Below are 24,580 nucleotides of genomic sequence, written 5' to 3'. Positions count from 1 at the left end.
CGTTCCCCGCCCAAGCGGCACCATCAACCACGGCATTCTCCTCGTGGCCAGCGCGCTCATGCTACTTCCGTTCAGCTGGATGCTGGCCACCTCACTACGGCTGCCCAAGGACTCCTTCGACCTACCGCCCGCGGTGTTGCCCACCTCGTTCCACACGGCGAATTACACCGCGGTGTTCCGCGACGTACCCTTCTATGCGTTCATCCTCAACAGCCTCGCAGTGACCGCAGTGGCGACGGTGCTACAATGCGTCATCTCGGCAGCCGCCGCCTATCCCTTCGCGCGCATGAGGTTCCCCGGGCGCACGGCCCTGTTCATGCTCCTCCTGTCGGGCCTTATGATCCCGGTTCAAATAACCGTCATCCCGCTGTTCCTTCTGTTCCGGGAAGCCAATCTGATCGACACCCGCACGGCGCTCGTGCTGCCAGCGCTGGTCTTCCCGATGGGTATCTTCATACTTCGTCAGTACATGCTCACCATACCGGGCAGCTACGAAGAGGCGGCACGGCTGGACGGTGCCGGGCACCTCCGCATCTTCTGGAACGTCATCCTGCCGATGTCCCGCCCGGCACTCGCCGTCGTCGCACTGCTGAACGGGCTCGCGACCTGGAACGACTTCTTCCGCCCGCTCATCTTCATCAACAGCATCGATAAGATGACCGTGCCACTCGGACTGACCGTTCTCAACGGATTCGCCAGAACGTCGAACCTGTCCGTCGTCCTCGCCGGGGTGGTGATTTCGATCCTTCCGCCCCTCATCCTGTTCATCTTCGGCGCCCGATACCTCGTGCGCGGCGTGGCCCTTACCGGCATCAAGGGCTAGCACCGCCCGACGCCGACTCCCCCAGAAGAAATCTTCATGCTTGTCCTGCCCGAATACATCCAGACACGGCCGGCCGCCGCGGGCTGTAAGCCGACGGCTCCCCGGTCGCTGTTTCCGGGCTGTCGCTGCGGCCGATATCCCACCCGTGACACGCCCCCTTCGCGCCAGCCGGCCAACCGCAACGACAAGCAGACGGGTTAGTTTCATGACGCACGACGGGCCGACGTCCACCGAGCACAGCGGAGCGCGCGATCTCGCAGAACGCGCTTGGAACGACCGCCACCGGCCGAGGTTCCACTTCGTGTCCCCCGGTGGGTGGCTCAATGACCCCAACGGTCTGACCCACTGGAACGGCACCTACCACCTGTTCTACCAATACAACCCCGACGCCGCCGTCCACGCCGACATCCACTGGGGGCACGCCACCAGCACCGACCTCGTCCATTGGCAGGACCAACCAATCGCGCTCACACCCAGCGACGGCCCTGACGCCGACGGCTGTTGGTCCGGCGTCCTCGTCAACCACGGCGGAACCCCGACCATCGTCTACCCGGAAACCGCAACGGCCAACAGCTCCCCAGACCGGCGCCGCGAAGAGGCTGACGACCCGTCGATCCGCCGTACTCGGCCGTCAAACCCGTCCGCGGTGACGCGCCCCAGGTTCTGAGTTCGCCCGAGGAGGCGTACACCGGGCTGCCGACGGTAGCGCTGCTGGACGCGTAACCCGGGTCGCTGACGCTCCCGCACGGGCCGGATCGGCGTGCTGGCCACCATACCCAGCGTCACGGTGCTGCCCCTCGGCGCCGTCGTCGGCATGGTCAAGGGCGACGTCGGGCGCGCTCACGCGGTCTGGGCGGCGCTAGATCACGGCGCCTACTACCTCACCGCCGAGCCGCACCTGGCCCCGTCGGTGATCCCCGCCGACCTGCCCCCCCATCCCGGCCGACGACATCCGACCTCGGGCCCCCGCCCTCGTCGGCCCGGCCCGCAGGGACGGGGCGGCGGGCGCCGGACACACGACGTCGGCCAGCCTGGCGAGGACCTGGCGGTGCTCGTCGTCGGACAGCCGCACCGTGATCCGATGCCGGCGGGGCACCTCGTCGCGTCGCCGGCGACGTCGCCACGCCGCGCCCGGCCGTGCCGCGCCGGACCGCCAGCCAGGTTCCCTCGTCATCTCGATCGCCCCCGTGACCTGCCGAGCAGTGGGGCCACGGTAGTCCCGCCGGCTGGCAGCGGCGACGCCGTTTCCGCGCGCGGCGGGGGCTGTGCGCGCAGCGCACCGGCCGTAAAGCCGCCTTGTGCTCCAGCTTGCTCCGCGCAGCGCGTCGGTCTGACAGCGCGGGTGGCGGCCGTGCCGTTAACGCCCGCCTGTCCCGCCGGCAGAAGTCCGTCAACCGACACCACGCCAAGATCCGAGCCTCGGCGAACGTGTCGTCTCCACCCTCAAGACCTGGAAAATCCTTACCAAGCTACGCTGCTGCCCCCGCCGGGCCACCCCGATCGTGCAGGCCATCCTCGTCCTTCAGGCCGCCGCCCGACGCGAAGACCAACTCGCCGCGATCCCCGAGGAGCTGACGCGTGCCAAGGCCCGCCCGGGAAGCCGACGCGACCAAGGCGGCCAAGGCCGGCAAGCGCCCCGTAGTTCCTTCGGACGCCCCGCACCGCAAGGCCGAGTGCGCGCTTCACTGACATCGAACGTAGCGCGTCAAACATGCCGCTGTGGGGCGGCCGGTGTGCGACCATTAATCACCAATAGATCATTAACACGAACCGTGTAGCTAATAGATCGTGATCGGTGTTTCGCGTACGGGGCGCGGGTAGATCCGCGCTGGCGATCCGAAAGGGGTCGATCGGTGGCTGAGCAAGGGCAGGGGGACTCCCATCTGGCGCGTGTCGCCCTGACCAGCTTCATCGGCACCACGATCGAGTGGTACGACTTCATCCTCTTCGGGGTGGCCGCCGCCACGGTATTCGATGAGTTGTTCTTCCCTGCCCTCAGCCCGACCGCCGGTGCGTTGGCCTCCTTCGCGACCTTCGGGGCCGCGTTCGTCGCCAGGCCGTTCGGCGCAGCGCTGTTCGGGCATTTCGGAGACCGGATCGGGCGAAAACCGACATTCATTCTGGCGCTGCTGATCATGTGTGTCGGCACCTTGGGTATCGGGCTGCTCCCCACGTACGCGGCCATCGGCCTCTGGGCGCCGGCGCTGCTGCTCGCGACCCGGTTGATGCAGGGTGTGGCGGTGGGTGGGGAATGGGGCGGCGCGGTGTTGATGGTGGTCGAACACGCGCCGCCGTCGAAGCGGGGCTTCTACGGCGCCTGGCCGCAGGCTGGTGCTTACCTGGCCCTGGCCCTGTCCAACGGGGCATTCTATCTTGTCGGTCTGCTTCCGAAGGAGCAATTCCTGAGCTGGGGATGGCGGATCCCGTTTCTCGCCAGCATCGTGTTGTTCTTCGTCGGGCTCTACGCCAGGCGGCACGTGCTGGAGTCTCCGGCCTTTCGGGACGTCAGGGAGTCGGGACGGCGCTCCGCCGTACCGCTGATCCAGCTTCTCCGTACGCAGAAAAGGGGCCTGATCATCGGGAGCGCGAGCCTGGGCGCGGCGAACATATCGTTCTACGTCGCGACGGTGTTCATCTTGTCGTACGGCCCCAAGACGGTGGGCATCTCCCAGAACGCGGTACTGTCCGCAGTCGTCGTCGCCGCGCTCGTGGCCGTGCCACTGAACCTGCTCGGGGCGGCGATCTCGGATCGGCTGGGCCGAAGGCGCGTCGTCATCGGCGGCGCGATCTTCACGGCCGTCGTCGCCTTTCCGTTCTTCTGGCTCTTCGACACCGGGAATCCGTTCCTGGTCGGCGTGGCGCTCGTGCTGATGGTGGCGGTCAGCAGCGCGGTCACCTACGCCCCGTTGTCGAGTTTCATCGCCGAACTGTTCGACCCCCGCGTGCGGTACACCGGCGCCGCGCTCTCGTACCACCTGGCTGGGACGGTGCTGGCGGGACCGGCACCGTTCATCGCGGCGGCTTTGTACTCGAAGGCGGGTAGTCCCTGGGCGATCGCGGTGTACATGATGGCTGGATGCGTGATCACGGTCGTCGCACTACTGCCGGTCTGGCAGAAGTCGGAGCGCCCTGCCGATGTGGATCATGGCGGCGGGCGGTAGCCGGCGCTACCTGTGACCAGACGCCTTCGGTTGGGTTGAGGTCGGGGGCGTAGGCGGGTAGCTGGATCACGTGGAGTCAGCCGCGGTTCGCGACGAGTGGTCGAACGGGTCGAGGTCGTGGTCGTGGAGGCGACATCAGACTATCGGAGGGGTGTCTACTACACCCTGCAAGAGGCGAGCCTGAACCTGATGCTGGTCAATCCTGCGCACTTGCGCGGAATCCGGGGACGCAAAACTGATCTTTCTGGCGCGGCGTTCCTGGCTCGGGCCGGGGCTTCGGGCATCGTCCTCGGATCGTTCGTACCCGCACCCGCGATCCGCGAACTACGCGAGCTCACCCGGCGCCGCAGCGTACTGGTGCCGATGCGCGGCGAGGAGATCCAACGGTTGGAGAAGGCCCTGGAGGACACCGGCGAGACCGTCGTCGACCACGCCCTGCACGATCTCGGCGTGAGAACCGTCGCCATACCACGCAAGGGAAACCATCCACCGCCCGACGGGCTCGACCGCACCCGCACCTGGTGCGGACAGGGCATTCTGGCCCACAACTTGGTGAAGATCAGCACCCTTACCGCCAGATGATCACCGCGACCGCTTCCAACCCCACCCGGGTTCAGGCGGCCGCGGAATGACTGCCCTCAACCAGGGTTCTTCAGGTCGAGGTAGCTAGCCCGCTGTCGCGCTCGCGTGGCCCCACCGTCCGGGAATGCTGTGCAGCTCGATCCGGCCGATGCTGGTGGGCACTGCGGGTTCGACCAGCAGCCGGTCCCCGTCCGGCTCCAGGCCGAGGATGACGCGCAGTAGCAGCAGCGGAGTCCCGGTCGACCAGGCCTGTGGGCTGCAGGCGGTCGGGTACTCGACGGGATACCGGGTCAGTTCCCGGTCGTAGCCGGCGAATGCCTCAGGCAGCCGGCCGTGGAAGAACTCCGCGGCGTCGATCATGCCCGCGGCGATGCGTCCCGCCTCGGCCCGGTAGCCGTAGCGCCACAGCCCCCAGGCGATGAACGAGTTGTCGAACGGCCAGACGGTGCCCACGTGGTAGCCGATGGGGTTGTAGCGCCCCTCATCCACGGCCAGCGTCCGCACCCCCCAGCCGGAGAAGAGCTGGGGCCCGAGCAAATGCCGCGCGACTGCCTCTGCCTTGGACGGATCGACGATTCCGCTCCAGAGGAGGTGCCCCATGTTCGACGACAGCGAGTCGACCGGCCTGCCGTCGGGATCCAGGGCCAGGGCGTAAAATTCCCTGTCCTCGACCCAGAAGTCGCGGTTGAACCGCGCCCGGAGATCGGCGGCTTCCCGCTCCAGCCGGTCCGCGTATTCCGGGTCGCCCCAGAAGTCACGGGCCAACCGGGCGCCCCGGACCTTCGCGTCGTACGCGTACCCCTGGAGTTCGCAGGTCGCGCGGGGAAAGTCCGGCAGGCGCCCGTCGTGGTAGGAGATCGAGTCCCAGGAGTCCTTCCAGCACTGGTTCACCAGGCCGGTCCGCTCGTTTCGGGTCTGGTACCGGATGTAGCCGTCGCCGAGCAGGTCGCCGTACTCGTCGATCCAGTCGAGTGCGGCACGGGCCTCCGGCTCCAACAGTCCGACCAGGTGGCTGTCGCCGCTCCAGCGCTCGTACTCGTCCAGCAGGATCACGAACAGCGGCGTGGCGTCGGCGGTGCCGAAGTACGAGGTGTGCGGCTGTTCCTCGAACGCCGCCGACTCCCCGTACCGCCACTCGTGCATGATCTTGCCTGGTTCCTCGTCCCGGAAGTCATCCAGCTTGTTGCCCTGCATGCTCGCCATCAGCGTCAGCGTGTTGGCGGCGAGTTCCGGCGTGAACGGCAGCGTCTGCAGGCTGGTGAGGATGCTGTCGCGGCCGAAGATGGTCATGAACCACGGCAGACCGGCCGCGGGTACGTTGCTCGAACCGAGGATGAGCGGCGAGAGCTGAAGCGCGGCGAGGTCGACCAGGCTGCGCCGGTACGACCGCTGCAGCGACTCGTGCTGGCAGGTGAGGTGGGGCGCCCGCGCCAGCCAACGCTCCAACTCCCGGCGCAGCTGCCGTCTGGTGGTGCCGGGCTGGCCGTGCATGCTACGGCGGATCTCGCTCCCGCTCGTTCCCAGCGTCGCCACGTGCAGCCGGGTCACCCACTTGCCGTGCGGTTGGATGCGGACATCGAAGGTCACCCCGTTCTCGTCGAACGTGCCGGGTGCGGTCGACGAGACCAGCGTCTCCCGCCGGAAGGTCTCCCGTTCGTAGCCCAGCCGCAGGCGCCCGTGCTCGGGCCGGACGTACACGTTGCCCTTCTTCTTCCTCACGTCCTTGATCTCGAACAGGTCGGCGAAGTCGCTCTCGATCTCTAGCCGGATGACGAGGTCCACCGGCTCACGGCTGTGGTTGAGCACCGTCAGTTGCTCGTCGAAGCTATCGCCGACCGAGCGCTGGCGGATGACCGACACCTTGGCGTCGACGTAGTGGGTCGGTTTGCCCGGGACCAGGAAGAAACGTGTCTCGAAATACTGCAGATCGTCGACTGACAGCGCCTGGAGGCGCTCGCCGTTGACGCTCAACTCCCACTTCGACAGGAATCGGGTGTCGAACGAGAACAGACCGGTCGGAAACTCCGGAGACGCGATGATGTCGCCGCACCTGTCGCTGACCACGAAGGTGTTGCCGTTCAGGATCCTGACCGTGTCCTCGCTCATCGCCGCAGCTCTCCGCGTCGCGCGACCGATCGGGGATCCCCGGCTTCAGGTGGCCCGGGAAGGACCCGCTGGAAGAGGTCGAGCATGTACAGCCGGCCCACGAGCTTTATCTCGTTACGCAGCCAGGCCGCGTAGACGTTCGCCTCGCCGCGCACGATGCGCGCGAACAACGCCTCGTCGAGCCGGACGGTGCAGTCAGCGCGGCGGTTTTCCCGGGACACCCTGACGTCCCCCTTCTCGATCGTCATGAGCCAGTGGGTGGTGTGATGATCTCGTACGAGGTCGAAGCGGATCGTGCCCGTGACCTGCTTGAGCCGGTCGTACCTGCGGCGTACGACCTCGGCGAAAAACTCCGCGATGGGATCCGCCATCAGCTCCACCCTTCTCGACCCACCCCGACCAGGGTCGTTTGGCGCCGGCGGCTCGCCGGCATCCGAGACGTCGAATCCAGGACTGTGGCAGCATCGCCCCGACCAGGGTGGGTGCGCATCACCCGGATTGGGTGATATCGGCCGGGGCAGGGCCGACGGCATTCCTTCGCCTCGGCCGGGCTGACACAGAGCGGGGAGCCCACCCAGATGATTGGTGCAGCGATGCCGGTCACCAGGTCATCGACCGACGTCAGGCCCGTGAGAATCAGGGAAGAATCAGGGTCAGGTTGCCGCTCCGGTCAGCCTTCTTGCGGCCCAGACGTGTGACGGTATCGGTTCACCGCCGTACGCTGGGACGCCGTTCCCGCGCAGGGGGACCGCTGATTTCCCGCCCGGTCGGCTCAGCCCTGGCCGACGGCACCTCAAAGCCCATCAGCCAGGTCGACAAGGGCGACAAGGTCCTCACCCGCGACCCAACCACAGGCGCCGCCCGCACTCGGGGTCACCACGTTCGACCCCCGCTAGCGAAGATCAGACATCGGCGAGAGCATGTAGACACACGGCCCTCCGGTGACACACGTAAATCTTTGCTGCTCCGCACCCAGATTCTGATGATCGTTCAACCACAGGCTGCGGAACCCGGGTTTACCCAGACCGTAGACGAGGGTGAGCAGCTTGCGAGCCACCGGGACGGTGGCGATGTTGCACCCACGACGTTCCCCGATGCGGGCGCCGGCGACGACGAGCTTACGAATGAAGATCACCACTACCCGATCAACCTCCGCTCTGCTGGGCGCGCACGGAAAGGTTGGCGAGCTTTGTCAATGGGTGCAACACCGCCCGCAGCCCCTCAGCCGGCGGTGTGGGCCTGACCAAACGTGGTGAGCAAGCGGTCGAGCTGGTGCGGGGCGGCGGGGCGAACCAGGGGCATTGTGACGCCTGCCGCCCGGTAGGCATCGACGCGGGCCCGTACATCACCGACGGTGCCGGTCGCCGTCAGCGAGGTGACGTACCGCTCCGGCAACACCTTTTGCAGGGCCGCCTCCCCGCCGGCCTCGTACGCGGCGGCGAACCGGGGCAGGTCCGTCGGGTCGATGGTCGGCTCACCGACCGACATCTTCGCCTTCGGGGTGGAGGCGTACTTGAACTTGGTCGCCACCTCCCAGCGGATCGCCTCGATGGCGGCGGCGCGATCGTCCTCGATCGAGGTGTTGATGAGTTGGGCGACGGCGAGCCCGTCCGGGTCGCGGCCGGCCTGTTCGGCGCTGGCGCGGAGCAGCGCGACGGCGTTCGCCGAGTACTCCGGGGAGGTGCCGGCGTCGAGTAGCACGCCGTCGCCGATCGAGGCGGCGTTGACCAGACCCTTGCGGCTGGCGGCGGCGATCCAGATCGGAATGTCCGGCCGGAGCGGCTGGAAGTTGAGTGCGACGTCGTCGAGCCGTACGACCTCGCCGTGGTAGGTGACGGGTTCGCCGGTGAGTAGGGCGCGGATCGATTCGACATACTCGCGCAGGGTGGTGACGGGGTCGGTCAGCGGCCGGCCGTTGCGGGCGGCGTGTTTGGCGGTGTAGGCGCCGAGCACCAGCACGAGCCGGCCGCCGCTGAGTTCGTCAAGGGTGGCTGCGGACTGGGCCATCACCAGTGGGCTGCGCAGCCGCACGACCTGGGTGGCGCCGAGTGTGACTCGTCTGGTGGCAAGGCCGAACGCGGCCAGTGTAGAGACCGAATCGCGGTTGGTGAACAGCGTCTCGGAAAAGAACGCGGTGTCGAAGCCGGCTCGTTCTGCGGCGGCGGCCGAGTCGGCCATGCGGCGGACCGTGACCGTCGGGTCGTAGCCGAGTGCCAGGCCGATGGGGTTGGCGGAACTGGACGGCGTCACGTGATCTCCTCGAGGTCGGTCAGCACGATCTTGCCGATCAGGCCGCCGCGCTCAAGGTGGTCCAGAGCGGCGGCGACGTGGGCGGCGGGATAGCGGGCGGCGATGACCGGTCGCAGGTCGACCGGTCCGGCCCACGGTGTGGCTCGGCGTAGGTCGGCGATGATGGCGGCCTTCTCGGCCGGTGGCAGGCTGCGCAGGGAGCCGCCGGTGAGTACCAGGCGACGCCGGATCACCGTGCGTAGGCTCAGCGGCACCTGGTCACCGCCGAGTACGCCGACGCTGAGCCACCGACCGCCGGTGCGCAGCCCGGCCATGGTCATGTCGGCGACGGCGGCACCGACGAGGTCGAGTACGACGTCGAAGCCGTCGGGTGCCAGCCGGCGCAGTTCGTCGGCGGCGTTCAGGGCGGTGGAGACCACCACCGGGTCGGCGCCGAGCCGGTGCACGGCGTCGGCGAGGGCTGGGCCACGGACGGTGCCGGCGACGGTGGCGCCCAGCGACTGGGCGACCTTGACGGCGGTGGTGCCGACGCCGGAGTTCGCGGCGTGGACCAGCACGCGGTCGCCGGGGCGTACGCCGGCGATCATCCGCAGGTTCCACCAGGCGGTCGCCAGCGCCTCCGGCAGCGCCGCCGCCTCGGCCATCGTCCAGCCGGTCGGGACGGGCAGCAGTTGGTGGTGTGACACCAGAGCGTGGCTGGCGTAACCACCGCTGCCGAGCAGTGCGCATACCTGATCGCCGACCTGCCAACCGGCGACATCTGGACCGATCGCGGCGATGGTGCCGGCACACTCCAGGCCGGGTACGGCGGACTCGCCTGCCGGCGGCGTGTAGTCGAGGTCGCGTTGCAGCAGATCGGCGCGGTTGAGGCCGGCTGCATGCACGTGGATGAGTACCTGATCGGCAGCCGGCGCCGCCCGTGATGCCGACCGCCACACGGGTTGCGGCGGGGCCGGCCGGCCGCCGGCTGCGGCCTCGGCGGGGGTGAACAACACCTGCCGGGTCACCGGGTCGGCGGCGGTCACGGGGTGCTGTCCGGTCGCTGCGGCGGGCGGAACGGGTTCGGGGCGACGGCGCGGCCGTCGCGGACTAGCTGCTCGCCGTCCCGGTAGACGTGCCGGACCCGCAGGTCGGGCTCGAGAACGACGATGTCGGCGGGGCCGCCGGTGCGCAGGGTGCCGATGCCATGAGGGCCGGCGCTGTCCAGCCGCAGCGCGGCGGCCGGATTCGCGGTGACCAGGGCCAGCGCGTCCGGCAGGTCGAGGACGCCAGCGGCGACCAGCGCCCGCACGGTGGGCAGCAACTCCACCCGGTAGGCGAACGGTTCGACGTCGCCGCCGGGCAGGGTACGTGGCACCGATGCATTGCCGTCGCTGCTGAGGGTGAGCCGACCGGCGGGCACGCCCCCGGCCAGCAGGGCAGCGATCGCGTCCACCGGGGCGATGGCGCCGGTGATCCGGTCCGGATTGATCAGTGGATTGACGTCCACCCGGCAACCGAGCCCGCCGAGGCGGGTGGCCAGGCCGAGGGTGTCAGGGGTGTAGTTGGCGTGAGTGACCTGCACCCGGCCGGGGTCGGCACCGGATTCGTCGAGTGCCCGCGCTAGCAGGTCGGGGTCGCCGACGGCGGTGCCGAGGTGTACGTGCAGCAGGCCGGCCTTGCCGGTGGCGCCGGCGACCCATTCGAGTTCGCGGAGCAGTCGAGCCAGTTCGGTCGGCCCGGGGGCGGTGGCCTTGTGTTCGTACAGGGCGATCTTGACGCCGACGAGGTGGGGCAGCAGGTGCAGGTCGCGCAGGATCGAGCCGGTGACGGTCGGTGGCGGCCAGTGGAAGCCGCCGGCCATCGCCCAGGCGCGTGGCCCGGTGGCCGGTAGCGCGTACGCCCGGGCGAGCAACGCCTCGGGGTTCTTGGTGATCGGATCCACGCCGGGCATCCCGACGCAGCTCGTGGTGCCGGCTTCGACGATCACGTCAGCGGGCAGGTCGGGGATGCGCGTGTGGTATCCGCTGCCGCCGCCCCCGCCGAGGATGTGCAGGTGGCCGTCGACGACGCCGGGTGCGACGAGCAACCCGGCGCAGTCGACGACGGTCGCCTGGGCGGCCATGCCGGAGGTGGGGCCGGGCGGCCCGACCTCCAGGATGTCCCGGCCGGCGACGACCACGTCGCCGGTTCCGGCGGGCTGCGGCGCCAGCAGGACGCCCCCGCGCAGGACGGTAAGGGTCACGATCAGCTCGCCGGCTGGCCGTTGATCGTCACCGCCGGACGGAGGATGTCCGACAGGCCCCACTTGTCGCCGATCTGGGCGTAGGTGCCGTCGTCCATCACCGCTGTCAGCGCCGCCGCTACCGCGTCCCGCAACTCGGGCTGCTGCTTGCTCACCGCGATACCGACGGGAATCTCCGTGATCGGCTTGCCGATCAGGGCGTACTTGCCCGGTTCCTGCTCGCTGGTGACGTACCGGATCGACTCGGCACCCCGGATGCCGACATCGGCCCGCCCCTGCCCCATCTGCAACAGGGCGTCGGCGGTGCCGTTGGTGGTCAGCTCCTCCACCGGCGGTTTGCCGGCCGGAACGCAGACCTTCTGGCTGAAGCTGGCCAGGGCGTTCCGGTAGCCGGTGTCGCCGCTGTCGACGGCGACCTTGGCGCCGCAGACGTCAATCTCGGCGGGGAACCGGGCGGCCTTGTCCGCCAGGGTGAACAGCTGCGGGCCGGTCGTGTAGTAGTCGACGAAGTCGACCGTTGCCCGACGCGATTCGAGATCCTGCATCGCCGACTCGACCAGGTCGATCCGGCCGGTGGCCAATGACGGGATGTACTGTTCGTACTCCTGTGTCACGAAGGTCACCCGGACGCCGAGCTTCTCGCCGATGGCCCGCGCCAGGTCGACGTCGAAACCCTGCCTCTTGTTCCTGTCCTCCGTCCCCTTCGGCAAGTACGACATCGGGGGATATACCGGGCTGTTCCCTACCCGGAGTTCTCCCGCCTTCCGGATGGACTCCGGCAGCATCGCGTGCAACGCGTTCTCCGACTGGTCCGGGGCCGGCGCGTCGGCATCGGTGCCGCCGCATCCGGCGAGCAGGGCTGCGGCAAAGACCGCGCAGATGGCTCGCTTCTTCACGTGTGTCTCCTCCGGGTCGGCGGGGTGTCATCACACCCGCCCCGCACGTTCGCCACCGGTTTCCCTCGGCAACGTGGCCCCAGTGTTCAAGTAGCGGCGAAAGCATCGGAAGGGGACCGCTTGTCCAGTCGCCGCAGGTCGGACTGTACTTCACGGCCATGTCACCATCTGGCAACACTGGTCCAGAGCCGAGGAGATGGGATGTTCCCGTGACTGTGACGATTGCGCAGGTTCTGGCGCTGCCGGAGTTGAACCTGCGGGTATGCGCGGGCGACCGCGGTCTCGACAACGAGGTCCGGTGGGTGCACGTCAGCGAAACCATCGACCCGACCCCGTGGCTTCGCGGCGGGGAGTTGCTACTCACCACCGGCCTCAAGATCGATGATCCGGAGCAGTTCGGCCCGTACGTCCACCGGCTCGCCGATGCCGGCCTGGCAGGACTCGGCTTCGGCGTCGGACTCGGGTACGACCAGGTCCCTGGGCCGCTGATCCAGGCCGCCGAGGAGCGTGGCCTACCGGTGCTGGAGGTGCCGGTCGACGCGCCCTACGTGGCAATCTCCGAGGCCGTGTCGAACCTGCTCGCGGCGGAACGCTACGACACCATCGCCCGCGCGTTCGACGCTCAGCAGGCGCTGACCGCCGCGGCGGTCGAGTCCGGTAGAGGCGGCCTCGTTGCTGAGGTCTCGCGCGCACTCGGCGGCTGGGCAGTGCTCACCGACCTCGCGGCCAACGTTGTGCGGGCGCATCCGGCAGAGGCCGCCGACCGGCTGCCCGCGCTGCTGCCGGACGTGATGCGTACCCGCGAGCGCGGTATCCGCTCCAGCGGTTCGGTGGTCGGCCCGACCGAGTCGGTGGCGATCCACACGCTCGGGGCACGGGGCCGGATGCGCGGTTTCCTGATCGCCGGCGTCCCCGGCGCGGCCAGCGACTACAGCCGGATGGTGTTGGCCGGCGCGGTGGCGCTGCTGTCCCTGGAGATGGAGCGCTCGCAGGCGGCCCGCCAGCAGGTCCGCCGGTTGCGCGCCGACCAGTTGGCCCAGATCCTGCGCGGTGCGGTCACCGGCGAGGTCGCCGCCCAGCACGCCCTCGCCTGGGACCTCGACCCGGCAGCCGTCCGGGTTGGCGTCTATTTCTGTGCCGCCAGCCGGGGCAGTCAGGTCTGCGACGAACTCAACGAGCTGATGGCCGAGGCCAACCTGCCCGGCGCCGTCGTCGCGCAGGAGGCCGGTCGGCAGGCCCGGGTCGCCGTACTCATCGACGGCTCGGAGGCGGCCACCGCCGCGCTGGCCCGGCTGGCCTCGGTACGCCCGATGGTGCCGCTCGGGCTCGGCGACGTGGTGCCGATCGAGCAGGTGGGGCTGTCGTACCGGGCCGCGACCCACGCGGCCGAGGTCGGCCGGGCCGAGCGGCGGGCGGTGACTCGGTTCGACGATCTGGAGGCGCTGCACATGCTCTTCCGGGCCCAGTCGCCGCAGGCATTGGCCGGTTTCGTGCGCCGGGTCCTCGGCCCGCTGAAGCAGCACGACCGGGGTCGCGAGGGAGCCTTGGTGGCCACCCTGAGCACCTTCCTGGCGCACAACGGCCACTGGAACGAGTCCGCCGCGGAGCTGGGCATCCACCGGCACACGTTGCGGACCCGGATCGACCGGATCGAGCAGATCACGGGGCGCGACCTCGATTCGGCGTACGGCCGGATGGAGCTGTGGCTCGCGCTGCTCGCCGACAGCGCGGCCGACACCGACGACCAGCCCGTGCCGGAGCAGGGCACCGGACGGGCGGGCCGTGGCAGCGGGCCGGAGCAGGACAGGAAGTAGCGCCCGCCGTGCGCTGACTGGACCCGATGTCAGGTATCGCTGCCCCGGCCGGCCCGGTGAGACTCGGCGAAAGTACAGACGGGAGACGCGATGAGGAGCACTGGACAGGGCGGGGCCAGCACCTTGGCGACACCGCCGGGCCCCGGGCAGCTTGCCGGGCTGCCCCGGGTGCCGCTACGGCACTACGGCCGGTGGGTCTCGGCAGCCGTCGTGGTCGTGCTGGTCGCACTTCTGGTGCAGGCCTTCGCCCAGGGCAGCATCGAATGGTCGGTCGTAGGCCGCTACCTGACCGCCTCGGCGATCCTGCACGGTCTGGCCAACACCGTCATCATCACCCTCTGTTCCATGGCGTTGGCCATCGTCCTGGGTGTGCTGGTCGCGGTGATGCGGATGTCGGCGAACCCGGTGACCAGGACCATTGCCTTCGGCTACATCTGGCTGTTCCGCGGTATTCCGGTACTGCTGCAGTTGCTGATCTGGTACAACCTGGCGCTGGTCTTCCCCACGGTCGGATTCGGGCCGTTCGAGGCCCGCATGATTAACGTGATGACGCCGTTCATGGCCGCCCTGCTCGGCCTCGGCATCAACATGAGCGCCTACACCGCGGAGTTGGTCCGCGCCGGCATCCTCTCGGTCGACAAGGGCCAGATCGAGGCGGCCCAGGCGATCAGCCTGACCCCGAACCAGATCCGGCGCCGAATCGTGTTGCCGCAGGCCATGCGGGTCATCCTGCCGCCCCTGGGCAACGAGTTCATCAGCACGCTGAAGATGTCGTCGCTCGCCGCCGTCATCACGTACGGCGAGATGCTGGAGACCGTCGAGTTCATCTACTACTCCAACAACCGGATCATCGAACTGCTGATCGTCGCCGCGATCTGGTACCTGGCGGTGGTCTCCGTGCTCAGCGTCATCCAGCACTTCGTCGAGCGCCGGTTCGGCCGGGGCTTCCACGCCCTGCCGAACCGTAAGGCCCGGTCACTCGGGCGCCGGTTGAAGGGAGCCCCGCAGCAGTGAGCCAGCCACCACCGACAGACGGCACGACCCCGGTCGTCCGCGCGGTCGACCTGCAGAAGTCGTTCGGACCGGTACACGTGCTGCGCGGGGTGTCCCTGCAGGTGCGCGCCGGCGAGGTGCTGTGCGTGATGGGCCCGTCCGGCTCCGGCAAGTCCACCTTCCTTCGCTGCATCAACCAGCTGGAACGCCTCGACGGCGGCGAGCTGTGGCTGCGCGACGACCTGGTCGGCTACCGACTGCGCGGCGGCAGACTCCACGAGCTGACCGAACGCGAGATCGCACGGCAGCGGCGCGGCATCGGGATGGTCTTCCAGCGGTTCAACCTCTTCCCGCACATGACCGCGCTCGGCAACGTCGTCGAGGGGCCGATACGGGCGTTGGGGCACAACCGGCCCGACGCCGAGGCCGCCGCCCGCCGGCTGCTCGACCGGGTCGGCCTGTCCGACAAGTACGACGCCTACCCGGCCCAACTCAGTGGCGGCCAGCAACAGCGGGTCGCGATCGCTCGGGCACTGGCGATGGAGCCGTACCTGATGCTCTTCGACGAGCCGACATCGGCGCTGGACCCGGAACTGGTCGGCGAGGTGCTCGACGTGATGAAGTCCCTCGCCGCCGACGGCATGACGATGATCGTGGTCACCCACGAGGTGGGCTTCGCCCGCGAGGTCGGCGACACGCTCGTGTTCATGGACGAAGGGGTCGTGGTCGAGTCAGGTCCGCCCGGCATCGTCCTCGGTGCCCCGCAGCACCCGCGCACCCAGGAATTCCTCTCCCGCGTCCTCGGCTGAGAGCACCCACACCCCACCTCCGAGAGGCCCGTAATGCCACGTTCGCACCAATCGCGCAAGTTCGACCTGTGGGGAGTCCCCTTCGACGGGGGATCCACCCTGGGCTGGCCGGGCTCCCGGTACGCCCCCGGCCGGATCCGCGACGCGCTGCGCTGGATCACCCAACGCATCGAGGACGGCGCCATCTACTCGCTGGAGACCGACTCCGTCCACGAGGTCGGTGACGACCTGCTGCGCGATCGCGGCGACGTCGACGTCGTCGGGCACGACATCGAGGCCACACTGGACGCCTGCTCCGCCTCGGTCGCCGAGTCGCTGCGCGACGGCCGTACCCCGATCATGATCGGGGGCGACGACTCGGTGCTGTTCCCGGTCGCTCGCGGCGTGCACGACGCCTTGCCCGGCCGGATCGGAGTGATCCACTTCGACGCCCACCTTGATCTACTGGATCACAACCGGTTCCAGGGACGGCTCAGCCAGTCCAGCGGCATGCGCCGCAGCCTCGAACTCAGCCGGCTCAACGCCGACGACTGCATCCAGGTAGCCGTACGGCACTTCAACTTCCCGTCCTCGGCCCAGTTCAAGCGAAAGAGCGGCCTGACCCACATCACCGCCCGCGAGTTCCAGGCCCTCGGCCCGGTCTCCGCCGTCGAACAGATCCTCGACCGCGTCTCCGGCGCCGACCACATCTTCCTGTCCTTCGACATCGACGCGATCGACCCGGCGTTCGCGCCCGGCGCCGGGGCCCACGAGCCTGGCGGCCTCACCTCCGGCGAGGCCCTCGAAGCGGTCCGGCTGCTCGCCCCGCACTGCGACGCGCTGGCCGTCACCGAGGTCAACCCGCTTACCGACGACCGCACCTCGACGACCGCCACCCTCGCCGCCTACCTGCTGTTCCACTTCGCGGTCTTCGGCTCCGGGGCGGACCGCCGATGACGTACCAGGGCTTCCGGGGTACCGGAGTACGACTGACCGAGGAGCAACTGCCGCACCTGCAGGCGCACCGCACTGAGCTGCTCGGCGACTCACTGCCAGCGATCCACGCCTTCGACAAGGCACACGCGGTCATGCTCACCGAGCGCGGGTTGCTCGAGCCGGCGGCCGGGCGAGCCATCCTCACCGCGCTGCGGGGCATGGAGGCCGAGGCCGACGGAGTCACCGCGGCGCGCATCGAAGCCGGCGGTGGCATGCACTCCGGCGAGCAGTACCTGATCCGTGCGATCGGCGCCGACCTCGGCGGGCGGCTGCACCTCGGTCGCAGCTCCGGCGACCTGATCGAGGTGGCCCGCCGGATGACGATCCGCTGGCACCTGCACGCGATGCTGCCGGCTCTGGTCGACCTGCGCGCCGTGCTGCTCGGCCTCGCCGACACGTACCGGGAGGCGGTGATGCCCGGCTACACCCACGGCCAGCACGCCCAGCCGACCACCTTCGCGCACTGGGCCACCATGTTCGAGCGCGCCTTCGCCCGCGACACCGAGCGGCTGCTCAGCCTGCACGGCCGGCTCAACCTCTCACCAGCCGGCGCGGCCATCCTGACCGGCAGCGACCTGCCGCTCGACCGGCACCGGGTCGCCGACCTGCTCGGCTTCGACGCCCCGCTGCCGCACACCATGGACGCGATCCTCAGCCACGACCTGGAGATGGAGGTGGCCGCCGTTCTGGCCACGGCCGGCGCCACGCTGGCCCGGCTCGCCGACGACCTCTACCTCTGGTCCACCTCCGAATTCGGGTACGTCGAGCTGCCCGACAGGTTCTGCGGCACCAGCAGCATCATGCCGCAGAAGAAGAACCCCGACGCGTTGGAGGACGTCAAGTCGGTGGCCACCCAGGCGCTCGCGGCGCTGATCGGCGTGATCACCGCCGAACGCGGTCCGACCGGCTTCCCGATCATGGAGCGGCGCTACTCGCAGCAGGCGATCTGGTCCATGTGCGCGGCGATCACCGCCAAGGTCGGTGACACCACCCAGATCCTCACCGACCTTCGACTCGACGAGCGGCGCATGGCCGCCCGAGCCGGCGCCCACTGGGCCCAGGTCACCGACGTCGCGTCTGCCCTCGTCCGCTACACCGGCCTGGACTGGCGGCACGCCCACCAGGTCGTCGGTGTGTTCGTCCGGCTCGGCGTCGAACGTGGACTCGCCGCTCCCGCGGCGACGCTCGCACTGCTCGACGAGGCCGCCGGGCAACTTCTCAATCGACCCAGCGGACTCACCGCGGAGCAGTTCGCCGACGCCATGGACGCCCGCGCCTTCGTCGCTCGGCGCACCTTGTACGGCGGACCGGCCCCGGACGCCGTACGCCGGGAGAACGCCGAGTTCACCGACCGGCTCGCGGCCGACCGCACCCGGATCGACGGGCTGCGCCGCCAGGTCAGCGGTGCCGAGGTGGCCCTGGAAACCGCGATCGACACTATCCTCGCCACCGGCGGGACCAGCACCGAGGGGACTGAGGCCGGATGAGCGCGACTGCGGTCACCCCGACCACGGCACCGGCTGCCGCCGCGGCTGCCCACCAGGCCACCCGGCGGGAGTACCTGATGTGCCCGCCGACCTACTTCGACGTCGTGTACGCGATCAACCCGTGGATGGACCCCGGCGTGTCCGTGGACCGAGACCTCGCCCAGCGGCAGTGGGCCGAGCTGCGCGACACGTATCGCCGGCTCGGACATATCGTGCAGCTGGCCGACCCGCAGCCCGGGCTGGTCGACATGGTCTTCGCCGCCAACTGCGCCCTGGTCGTCGACGGACAGATCTACGGTGCCCGGTTCCGCGAGCCGGTACGGCAACCCGAAGCGCCCGCCTACCGAGCCTGGTTCGCCGCCGCCGGGTTCGGCGGCGTTCTCCTGCCGCGCTACGTCAACGAGGGGGAGGGAGACTTCGCCGTGGTCGGCGACATCGTCCTCGCCGGGGCGGGCTTCCGCACCGAACCAGCCGCCCATGGCGAGGCGCAGGAGTTCCTCGGCCGGCCGGTCGTCTCGCTGCGGCTGGCCGACCCGCGCTTCTACCACCTCGACACCGCCCTGTTCGTTCTGGACGACGACACCATCGCCTACTATCCGCCGGCGTTCACCCTGGGCAGCCAGCGGACGCTGGCCCGGCTCTTCCCGAACGCGATCGTGGCCAGCGAAGCCGACGCCCTCGTTCTGGGCCTCAACTCGGTGTCCGACGGCGCGAACGTCGTGGTCGCCCAAGCCGCGACCGGCCTCATCGACCAGCTCGCCGCACGCGGCTACCAGCCGGTGCCGGTCGATCTCTCCGAGTTGGCGAAGGCCGGCGGCGGTGCCAAGTGCTGCACCCTGGAGATCCGCCGATGAACCGTACTACCGCTGCCATCAAGATCGAGCGGGATGTGCTCGCCCACAATTACCACCCGCTGTCGGTGGTGGTCGAGCGCGCCGAAGGTTCCTGGATCACGGACGTGGACGGGAAGCGGTACCTCGACTGCCTCGCCGGCTACTCCGCACTGAACTTCGGCCACGGGCATCCGGCGCTGCTCGCCGCTGCCCGGGCTCAACTCGCGCGGGCCACCCTGACCAGCCGCGCCTTCCACAACGATCGGCTCGGTCCGTTCGCCGCCAAACTCGCCGACCTGTGCGGCATGCATCTGGTGCTGCCAATGAACACCGGCGCCGAGGCCGTCGAGACCGGCATCAAGGTCGCCCGGCGGTGGGCGTACCAGGTAAAGGGCGTGCCCGCCGACGACGCCGAGATCGTCGTGGCGGCCGGCAACTTCCACGGCCGGACCACCACTGTCGTCAGCTTTTCCACCGACGAGCAGGCCCGAACGGGTTTCGGCCCGTTCACCCCCGGCTTCACCGTGGTTCCCTACGACGACCTCGACGCCCTCGAGGCGGCCGTGGGTGAACGGACCGCCGCGGTACTCGTCGAACCGATCCAGGGCGAGGCCGGCGTCGTCGTACCGTCCGACGGCTACCTCGCCGGCATCCGGCGGATCTGCGACGACCGTCGCGCCCTGTTCGTCGCCGACGAGATCCAGTCCGGACTGGGCCGGGTCGGCGCCACGTTCGCCTGCGAACTCGCCGGTGTACGCCCCGACATCTACCTGCTCGGAAAGGCGCTCGGCGGCGGCGTCGTCCCCGTCTCCGCAGTGGTGTCCAGCCGCGACGTGCTCGGGCTGATCCGGCCCGGTGAACACGGCAGCACCTTCGGTGGCAATCCGCTGGCCGCAGCGGTGGGCTCGGCCGTCGTCGACCTGCTCGCCACCGGCGAGTACCAGGCCGCCGCCCGCCGGATCGGCGACGTGCTGCACCGCGGACTGCGGGACCTGATCGGTCACGGCGTCACCGCCGTACGCGGCGTCGGCGCCTGGGCCGGCGTCGACATCGACCCGGCGATCGGCAGCGGCCGGCAGATTTGTGAGGCACTGGCCGAGCGTGGCGTACTGGTCAAGGACACCCATGGCAGCACCATCCGGTTCGCCCCTCCCCTGGTCACCACCGACGACGAGATCCGCTGGGCACTGGACCGGCTGCGGGAGGTCCTCGCCGCGCGGCAAAGCACTGTCTAGCCGTAGGGTCGGCTGATCCCGTGGCCTGCGGACCTGACCCGTGCTCGGCCGCGTCGCCTGGTGGATACCGCGCTGGCTCGACCCCCACTGGCAATCCAGGGCGGTGGATTCTTGATCCAATACGCGATCGGCTACGGCACCTACCGTGCTACACGACCATGCGGACATCGACTTCCGAGCTACGCCGGCAGCAGGAGCACCTCCTACGTCGCCCGACCAGCCAACGAATTCCCGCTTGTCGTGGGATGAGCGGGCGAAATGGCGTTACTTCCCGCGCGGGAGACCTACGACTTCGCGGTGGACACCCTCATGGCCCGAGTCGGCCAGCTCGTCCCATACCGACCACAGACTGATGCAACAGGAGTAAGACACATGGCAGATCTCCCGCCCGAGTCGCTTGTCGGCAAGACTATCGCCGTCCTGGGTGGTACCGGACCGCAAGGCCGTGGCCTGGCCCGACGATTCGCAGCCGCCGGGCTGACGGTCGTCATCGGCAGCCGCGACCCAGAGCGGGCCGCCGACACCGCCACCGAGTTGGCTGGGGCGACGGGCGGCCTCGTGTCCGGCATGGACAACACCGGCGCGGCCGCTGCCGGGCACATCATCGTGATCGCCGTTCCCTGGCAGGGGCACGCGGACCTGCTGAAAGGGCTGGCGCCCAGCCTGGCTGGCAAGGTGGTGGTCGACTGCGTCAACCCGCTCGGCTTCGACAAGCAGGGTGCCTACGCGCTTGCGGTCGAGGAGGGATCAGCGGCCCAGCAGGCGCAGGCGCTACTGCCGGAAAGCACCGTGGTCGGTGCGTTCCACAACGTGAGCGCAGTCAAGCTCGACGACTCCGAGACCGCCTCGGTCGACACCGACGTTCTGGTGCTGGCAGACGTGCGGGAGGCGGCCGACCTGGTGCGGGATCTCGCCAGCTGCATCCCCGGCGTACGCGGCGTGTACGGGGGTCGACTGCGCAACGCACACCAGGTCGAGGCACTCACCGCCAATCTCATCAGCGTGAACCGCCGGTACAAGGCGCACGCAGGGATCCGGATCACCGACATCTGACACGCCCGCTCCGAACTGACCACGATGGGGCCCACCGTGCCATGACCACTGCTCCAGCCGCGCGATGTGCCGGCCCTAGCTGCTCACAAAGCACGAGGTCCCCTCGCACACCCGCACGTGCCGCCGGCCCCGGCGACCCTTCGCGAAGTCCGCGTAGGAGGTCGCCGTACCGGTCACGGCCGCCACCGCCAGGCGAACTCGCCCGCGGCCCGCGCCAGGTCCTCGGCACCGACCTGCCCGTCCTCGGCCTGTGCCCGCCGAAGCCGATCCAGCATTCGCGTATTCGCCACGATCGTGGCCGGGATGCTCGCGGGCGCGGACAGCATCGACGGCCTCGACATCGCCCGGCACGGTGGCATGCCCTCGCTGTTCACGAGTGTGTTCGCGCCGTCGACGCTCGGGGCGTTCCTGCGCACGTTCGCCCACGGACACGTACGGCAGCTGCAGGCCGCCGCCCGTGACACCCTGATCGGCCTGGCCGGCCGGGCCCCGATCCTTGCCGGCGCCGACGTGCTGACCTTTGTGGATATCGACTCGATGCTGCGCCGTGTCTACGGCAAGCAGAAGCAGGGCATCGGGTTCGGCCACACCAAGGTCGGCGGCTACAACGTCTACCTACGCGGCTACAACCCCCTGCTCGCCACGCTATCCACACCGCTGTCGGCGCCGGTGATCGCCGCGACCAGGCTACGTTCGGGTAACGCAGGCTCGGCCCGCGGCGCGGCGAGCATGATCGCCGAAGCGATCACCACCGCCCGATCGTGCGCCGCATCCGCCGCGACGACCCGCAACAGATCCCCGGCCAAGACGAACTGCTACCGACCTACCGGTATCACGCCGTGTTCACCGACAGCCCGTTCACGCTCATACAGGCCGAAGCCCAGCACCGCGGCCACGCGATCATCGAACAGGTCAACGCCGACCTGATCGCCGGGCCCCTAATACTGGCGCCATCAGCCCTCCTACCGTCCCAGCAAACCGAGCGCGGCCTCCACGATGGAGGAAGCGTCGATGCCGTGCAGCCGGTGGGCGTCGGCAAGGTCACTGGACTGCCCGAACTCCTCGACTCCAAGACACCTGATCGGGTCACCGCGCACGCCAGCCAGGAAGGAGAGTGTGTGCGGGTGCCCGTCGACCACGGTGACCAGCGGTGCGGGGTGTCGGCACGGGAAGAGTTCCTCCAGCAGGTCGGGACCGCCGGTCGCCTGCCGGTGGGCGCGTCGCTGGAGACAGCGGAATGCGAGGTCGGGACTGGTGAGGCAGACGACGCCAGCATCGAATCCCTTCTCCCGGAGGGTGGCGGCGGCCGCGACCACCTCCGGGAGGATGGCTCCGACTCCCACGAGGGTTACCTCGTCCGAGGTGGCAGGGCGCCCGCTGAGCCGGTACCCCCCTCGCACGACTTGTCGACGCCTTCGCTCGCGCAACAGCGGGTCCTCCGGGACCGCGGCGATCACCGGATCGATGGGTCGGGTCGACAGACGGAAGTACGCCGACGTTCCCCCCGCCAGACCCACCTGCGACATCGCGTGCAGGAAGGTCCATTCGAGGTCCTGGGCCGATGCTGGCTCCCAGGCCACGCACCCGGGCTGGGCGATGCCGATCACCGGCGTCGTGATCGACTGGTGCGCGCCACCCTCCGGTGCCAAGGTGATGCCCGACGGCGTCCCCACCAGGATCGACTGTCCGCCGGCGTACATGCCGTATGACCACGGCTCCAGCGCCCGGGTGACGAAGGGATCGTAGAGCGTGCCGATGGGGATCAAGCGCTCGCCCCAACGGCTCCACGTCGCTCCCAGCTCGCCCAGCAGGCAGACCAGATTGACCTCCGCGATGCCGAGCTCGATGTGCCGCCCCTGGCTGAGCTCCTGCCACTTCAGGAGCCGCTCCACGTCGTCAGCGAACCAGTCGCGTCGGTCGGCGGGGGACCACACCCCGCACTTGTTGATCCAGCCACCGAGGTTGGTGGAGGAGGCGACGTCCGGGCTGCAGGTCACCACGCGGCTCGCGAGCTCGGGCTGGTCCCGCGCCAGGTCGGAGAGCAGCCTGCCCAGCGCGGCCTGGGTGGACGTGGGCCGGCGGTGCGGACGGCCCAGCTCGTCGGGCACCGTTACGACGCAGCGTCCTGGCCCCGGGGGGCTCTCCTGTCTGCGGAGAGCCGCGCCGCGCCGTCGGCACAGCTCGGCCTCGTCCGAGTCCGCAGGGAACAGCTCCCAAGGCGCACTCGGGTCCGTGCCGCACCTCTTGGCGAGCTCGCGCATCTGGTCCCCGGTGAGGAGAGCGGAATGATTGCCGGGATGGCCTTCGGTCGGCAGCCCGTGCCCCTTGATCGTGTAGGCGAAGATCACGGTGGGCCGCTGCGACGACGCCGCTTGGTAGGTGTCGAGGAGCAGGGACATGTCGTGGCCGCCCAGGTCCCGGATAAGCTCGCCGAGCGCTTTCGGTCCGAGCGAGTCCACGAGGTGTCTCAGTGCCGGGCTGGCGTGATCGCCCGGCAGCCGCTGCGCGACCTGGTCCGGTGCCGACCGCAGGAGACGCTGGTACTCCTCGTTGGGCATGGTCTCCAGTCGCTGACGCAGGTCAGCGCCGCCCGGGCGCTCGAACACCTCCTGGATGCGGTGTCCCCACTTGAGGGTGATGACCTCCCAGCCCGCCGCCGAGAACATGCCGCGGAGTCGGTCGATCTGGATGTCGGGGATGACGCGGTCCAGGGACTGTCGGTTCACGTCCACGATCCACAGCAGTTCTCCGAGTCCGCCGACCATGGGGTCCACCAGGGCTTCCCACACGGCGCCTTCGTCGAGCTCCGCGTCGCCGAGCAGACTCACGAAACGCCGGGTGACCCGTGGGGAGTCGAAGTGCGAGTCGAGGTACCGGCGCGCCAGGGTCGCCCACAGCGTCGCCGTTGCTCCGATGCCCACTGAGCCGGTCGAGAAGTCGACGGTGTCGGGATCCTTGGTCCGGCTGGGATAGCTCTGCAGACCTCCCAGCGCCCGCAGCGAGCGGAGGTGCTCCTCGTCGAGTTCACCGAGCAGGTAGTTGATCGCGTGCAGCACCGGGGACGCATGGGGCTTCACCGAGACCCGATCGTGTGCGGTGAGCTCGTGGAACCACAGCGACACCATGATGTCGACCATCGAAGCCGACGAGGCCTGGTGCCCGCCGACTTTGAGGCCGCCCGCGCCCGGGCGGGCATGGTTGGCGACGTCGACGATCGCCGTGGCCAGCCACAGCACCCGCGCCGCCACCGCGCGCAGGATGGCCGGGTCCGGTCGCGAGGTACCGCCGACGGGTACGGCGCCGTTGTGGGATGGAGTCAGCACTCGTGCTCCCTGCGCC

The 24,580-nt window shown here is 69.4% G+C and carries 20 protein-coding genes and 2 pseudogenes; 14 read left to right on the top strand and 8 right to left on the bottom strand.

What is annotated here, in order from left to right; all coding sequences use genetic code 11:
• The first annotated feature begins 43 nt into the window (after positions 1–43).
• The 5 genes and pseudogenes from ACGFIZ_RS04470 to ACGFIZ_RS04450 form a co-directional block, all read left to right on the top strand.
• Complete coding sequence (locus ACGFIZ_RS04470) at positions 44–823, top strand: carbohydrate ABC transporter permease (protein WP_393415745.1); 780 nt, start codon at positions 44–46, stop codon at positions 821–823.
• A gap of 205 nt (positions 824–1,028) precedes the next feature.
• Positions 1,029–1,490 carry a hypothetical protein gene (locus ACGFIZ_RS04465; RefSeq protein WP_393415743.1) on the top strand — a complete coding sequence of 154 codons (462 nt, stop codon included), beginning with the start codon at positions 1,029–1,031 and terminating at the stop codon, positions 1,488–1,490.
• 698 nt (positions 1,491–2,188) lie between these two features.
• Positions 2,189–2,346 (top strand): annotated as a pseudogene (locus ACGFIZ_RS04460) (transposase family protein); the annotation flags it as partial.
• A gap of 330 nt (positions 2,347–2,676) precedes the next feature.
• The gene (locus ACGFIZ_RS04455; RefSeq protein WP_393415741.1) at positions 2,677–3,984 is read left to right on the top strand and encodes an MFS transporter; all 1,308 of its coding nucleotides are present in this window, start codon (positions 2,677–2,679) and stop codon (positions 3,982–3,984) included.
• A gap of 96 nt (positions 3,985–4,080) precedes the next feature.
• Positions 4,081–4,380: pseudogene (locus ACGFIZ_RS04450) on the top strand (transposase); the annotation flags it as partial.
• Positions 4,381–4,650: 270 nt separating this feature from the next.
• On the opposite strand, the gene ACGFIZ_RS04445 reads toward ACGFIZ_RS04450, so the two are convergent.
• The 7 genes from ACGFIZ_RS04445 to ACGFIZ_RS04415 all read right to left on the bottom strand — a co-directional run bounded on the left by ACGFIZ_RS04445 (position 4,651) and on the right by ACGFIZ_RS04415 (position 12,042).
• Positions 4,651–6,672: a glycogen debranching N-terminal domain-containing protein gene (locus ACGFIZ_RS04445; RefSeq protein ID WP_393415739.1), complete on the bottom strand. Its 2,022-nt coding sequence runs from the start codon at positions 6,670–6,672 to the stop codon at positions 4,651–4,653.
• A complete protein-coding gene (locus ACGFIZ_RS04440) occupies positions 6,669–7,043 on the bottom strand; it encodes an SCP2 sterol-binding domain-containing protein (protein ID WP_393415737.1) in 375 nt (124 codons plus the stop codon). The genes ACGFIZ_RS04445 and ACGFIZ_RS04440 overlap by 4 nt, the downstream gene beginning before the upstream one ends.
• Before the next feature lie 521 nt (positions 7,044–7,564).
• A complete protein-coding gene (locus ACGFIZ_RS04435; protein WP_393415735.1) occupies positions 7,565–7,810 on the bottom strand; it encodes a hypothetical protein in 246 nt (81 codons plus the stop codon).
• Between the two features lie 83 nt (positions 7,811–7,893).
• Positions 7,894–8,922: an LLM class flavin-dependent oxidoreductase gene (locus ACGFIZ_RS04430; protein ID WP_393415734.1), complete on the bottom strand. Its 1,029-nt coding sequence runs from the start codon at positions 8,920–8,922 to the stop codon at positions 7,894–7,896.
• Positions 8,919–9,947 carry a zinc-binding dehydrogenase gene (locus ACGFIZ_RS04425; protein WP_393415732.1) on the bottom strand — a complete coding sequence of 343 codons (1,029 nt, stop codon included), beginning with the start codon at positions 9,945–9,947 and terminating at the stop codon, positions 8,919–8,921. The genes ACGFIZ_RS04430 and ACGFIZ_RS04425 overlap by 4 nt, the downstream gene beginning before the upstream one ends.
• The gene (locus ACGFIZ_RS04420; protein WP_393415730.1) at positions 9,944–11,146 is read right to left on the bottom strand and encodes an amidohydrolase family protein; all 1,203 of its coding nucleotides are present in this window, start codon (positions 11,144–11,146) and stop codon (positions 9,944–9,946) included. Before ACGFIZ_RS04420 ends, ACGFIZ_RS04425 begins: the two co-directional genes overlap by 4 nt.
• A gap of 2 nt (positions 11,147–11,148) precedes the next feature.
• Positions 11,149–12,042 (bottom strand): ABC transporter substrate-binding protein, encoded by an 894-nt coding sequence (locus ACGFIZ_RS04415; RefSeq protein ID WP_393415728.1) that lies wholly within the window; start codon positions 12,040–12,042, stop codon positions 11,149–11,151.
• A gap of 209 nt (positions 12,043–12,251) precedes the next feature.
• Here ACGFIZ_RS04415 and ACGFIZ_RS04410 point away from each other — a divergent pair, with 209 nt between their 5' ends.
• From ACGFIZ_RS04410 to ACGFIZ_RS04370, 9 genes are all read left to right on the top strand, one after another.
• Positions 12,252–13,856: a PucR family transcriptional regulator gene (locus ACGFIZ_RS04410; protein WP_393415726.1), complete on the top strand. Its 1,605-nt coding sequence runs from the start codon at positions 12,252–12,254 to the stop codon at positions 13,854–13,856.
• Between the two features lie 90 nt (positions 13,857–13,946).
• Positions 13,947–14,870 (top strand): amino acid ABC transporter permease, encoded by a 924-nt coding sequence (locus ACGFIZ_RS04405; RefSeq protein WP_393415724.1) that lies wholly within the window; start codon positions 13,947–13,949, stop codon positions 14,868–14,870.
• Positions 14,867–15,658: an amino acid ABC transporter ATP-binding protein gene (locus ACGFIZ_RS04400; protein WP_393415722.1), complete on the top strand. Its 792-nt coding sequence runs from the start codon at positions 14,867–14,869 to the stop codon at positions 15,656–15,658. The genes ACGFIZ_RS04405 and ACGFIZ_RS04400 overlap by 4 nt, the downstream gene beginning before the upstream one ends.
• Positions 15,659–15,691: 33 nt before the next feature.
• Complete coding sequence (locus tag ACGFIZ_RS04395) at positions 15,692–16,594, top strand: arginase family protein (protein WP_393415720.1); 903 nt, start codon at positions 15,692–15,694, stop codon at positions 16,592–16,594.
• Positions 16,591–18,120, top strand: coding sequence for an argininosuccinate lyase (argH, locus tag ACGFIZ_RS04390; RefSeq protein WP_393415718.1), 1,530 nt, complete (start codon positions 16,591–16,593; stop codon positions 18,118–18,120). Before ACGFIZ_RS04395 ends, argH begins: the two co-directional genes overlap by 4 nt.
• Positions 18,117–18,974 (top strand): dimethylargininase, encoded by an 858-nt coding sequence (ddaH, locus tag ACGFIZ_RS04385; protein WP_393415716.1) that lies wholly within the window; start codon positions 18,117–18,119, stop codon positions 18,972–18,974. The genes argH and ddaH overlap by 4 nt, the downstream gene beginning before the upstream one ends.
• Entirely contained in the window at positions 18,971–20,188 is a 1,218-nt protein-coding gene (gene rocD / locus ACGFIZ_RS04380) for an ornithine--oxo-acid transaminase (protein WP_393416056.1), read from the top strand. The genes ddaH and rocD overlap by 4 nt, the downstream gene beginning before the upstream one ends.
• Positions 20,189–20,560: 372 nt before the next feature.
• Entirely contained in the window at positions 20,561–21,241 is a 681-nt protein-coding gene (gene npdG, locus ACGFIZ_RS04375) for an NADPH-dependent F420 reductase (RefSeq protein ID WP_393416054.1), read from the top strand.
• Positions 21,242–21,358: 117 nt separating this feature from the next.
• Positions 21,359–22,168, top strand: coding sequence for a hypothetical protein (locus ACGFIZ_RS04370; RefSeq protein ID WP_393415714.1), 810 nt, complete (start codon positions 21,359–21,361; stop codon positions 22,166–22,168).
• A 35-nt stretch (positions 22,169–22,203) separates the two neighbouring features.
• Here ACGFIZ_RS04370 and ACGFIZ_RS04365 read toward each other — a convergent pair whose 3' ends face one another.
• Entirely contained in the window at positions 22,204–24,561 is a 2,358-nt protein-coding gene (locus ACGFIZ_RS04365; protein WP_393416050.1) for a pyruvate dehydrogenase, read from the bottom strand.
• Positions 24,562–24,580: the final 19 nt, after the last annotated feature.

The organism is Micromonospora sp. NPDC048830, assembly GCF_043198215.1.
GTDB lineage: Bacteria > Actinomycetota > Actinomycetes > Mycobacteriales > Micromonosporaceae > Micromonospora.
This window is presented reverse-complemented; position numbering and strand designations above follow the sequence as displayed.

Coding starts and splice junctions, on each gene's coding strand:
- ACGFIZ_RS04465 (WP_393415743.1), top strand. CDS start 1,029: ATGACGCACGACGGGCCGACGTCCACCGAGCACAGCGGAGCGCGCGAT.
- ACGFIZ_RS04445 (WP_393415739.1), bottom strand. CDS start 6,672: ATGAGCGAGGACACGGTCAGGATCCTGAACGGCAACACCTTCGTGGTC.
- ACGFIZ_RS04440 (WP_393415737.1), bottom strand. CDS start 7,043: ATGGCGGATCCCATCGCGGAGTTTTTCGCCGAGGTCGTACGCCGCAGG.
- ACGFIZ_RS04405 (WP_393415724.1), top strand. CDS start 13,947: ATGAGGAGCACTGGACAGGGCGGGGCCAGCACCTTGGCGACACCGCCG.
- ACGFIZ_RS04395 (WP_393415720.1), top strand. CDS start 15,692: ATGCCACGTTCGCACCAATCGCGCAAGTTCGACCTGTGGGGAGTCCCC.
- argH (WP_393415718.1), top strand. CDS start 16,591: ATGACGTACCAGGGCTTCCGGGGTACCGGAGTACGACTGACCGAGGAG.
- ddaH (WP_393415716.1), top strand. CDS start 18,117: ATGAGCGCGACTGCGGTCACCCCGACCACGGCACCGGCTGCCGCCGCG.
- rocD (WP_393416056.1), top strand. CDS start 18,971: ATGAACCGTACTACCGCTGCCATCAAGATCGAGCGGGATGTGCTCGCC.
- npdG (WP_393416054.1), top strand. CDS start 20,561: ATGGCAGATCTCCCGCCCGAGTCGCTTGTCGGCAAGACTATCGCCGTC.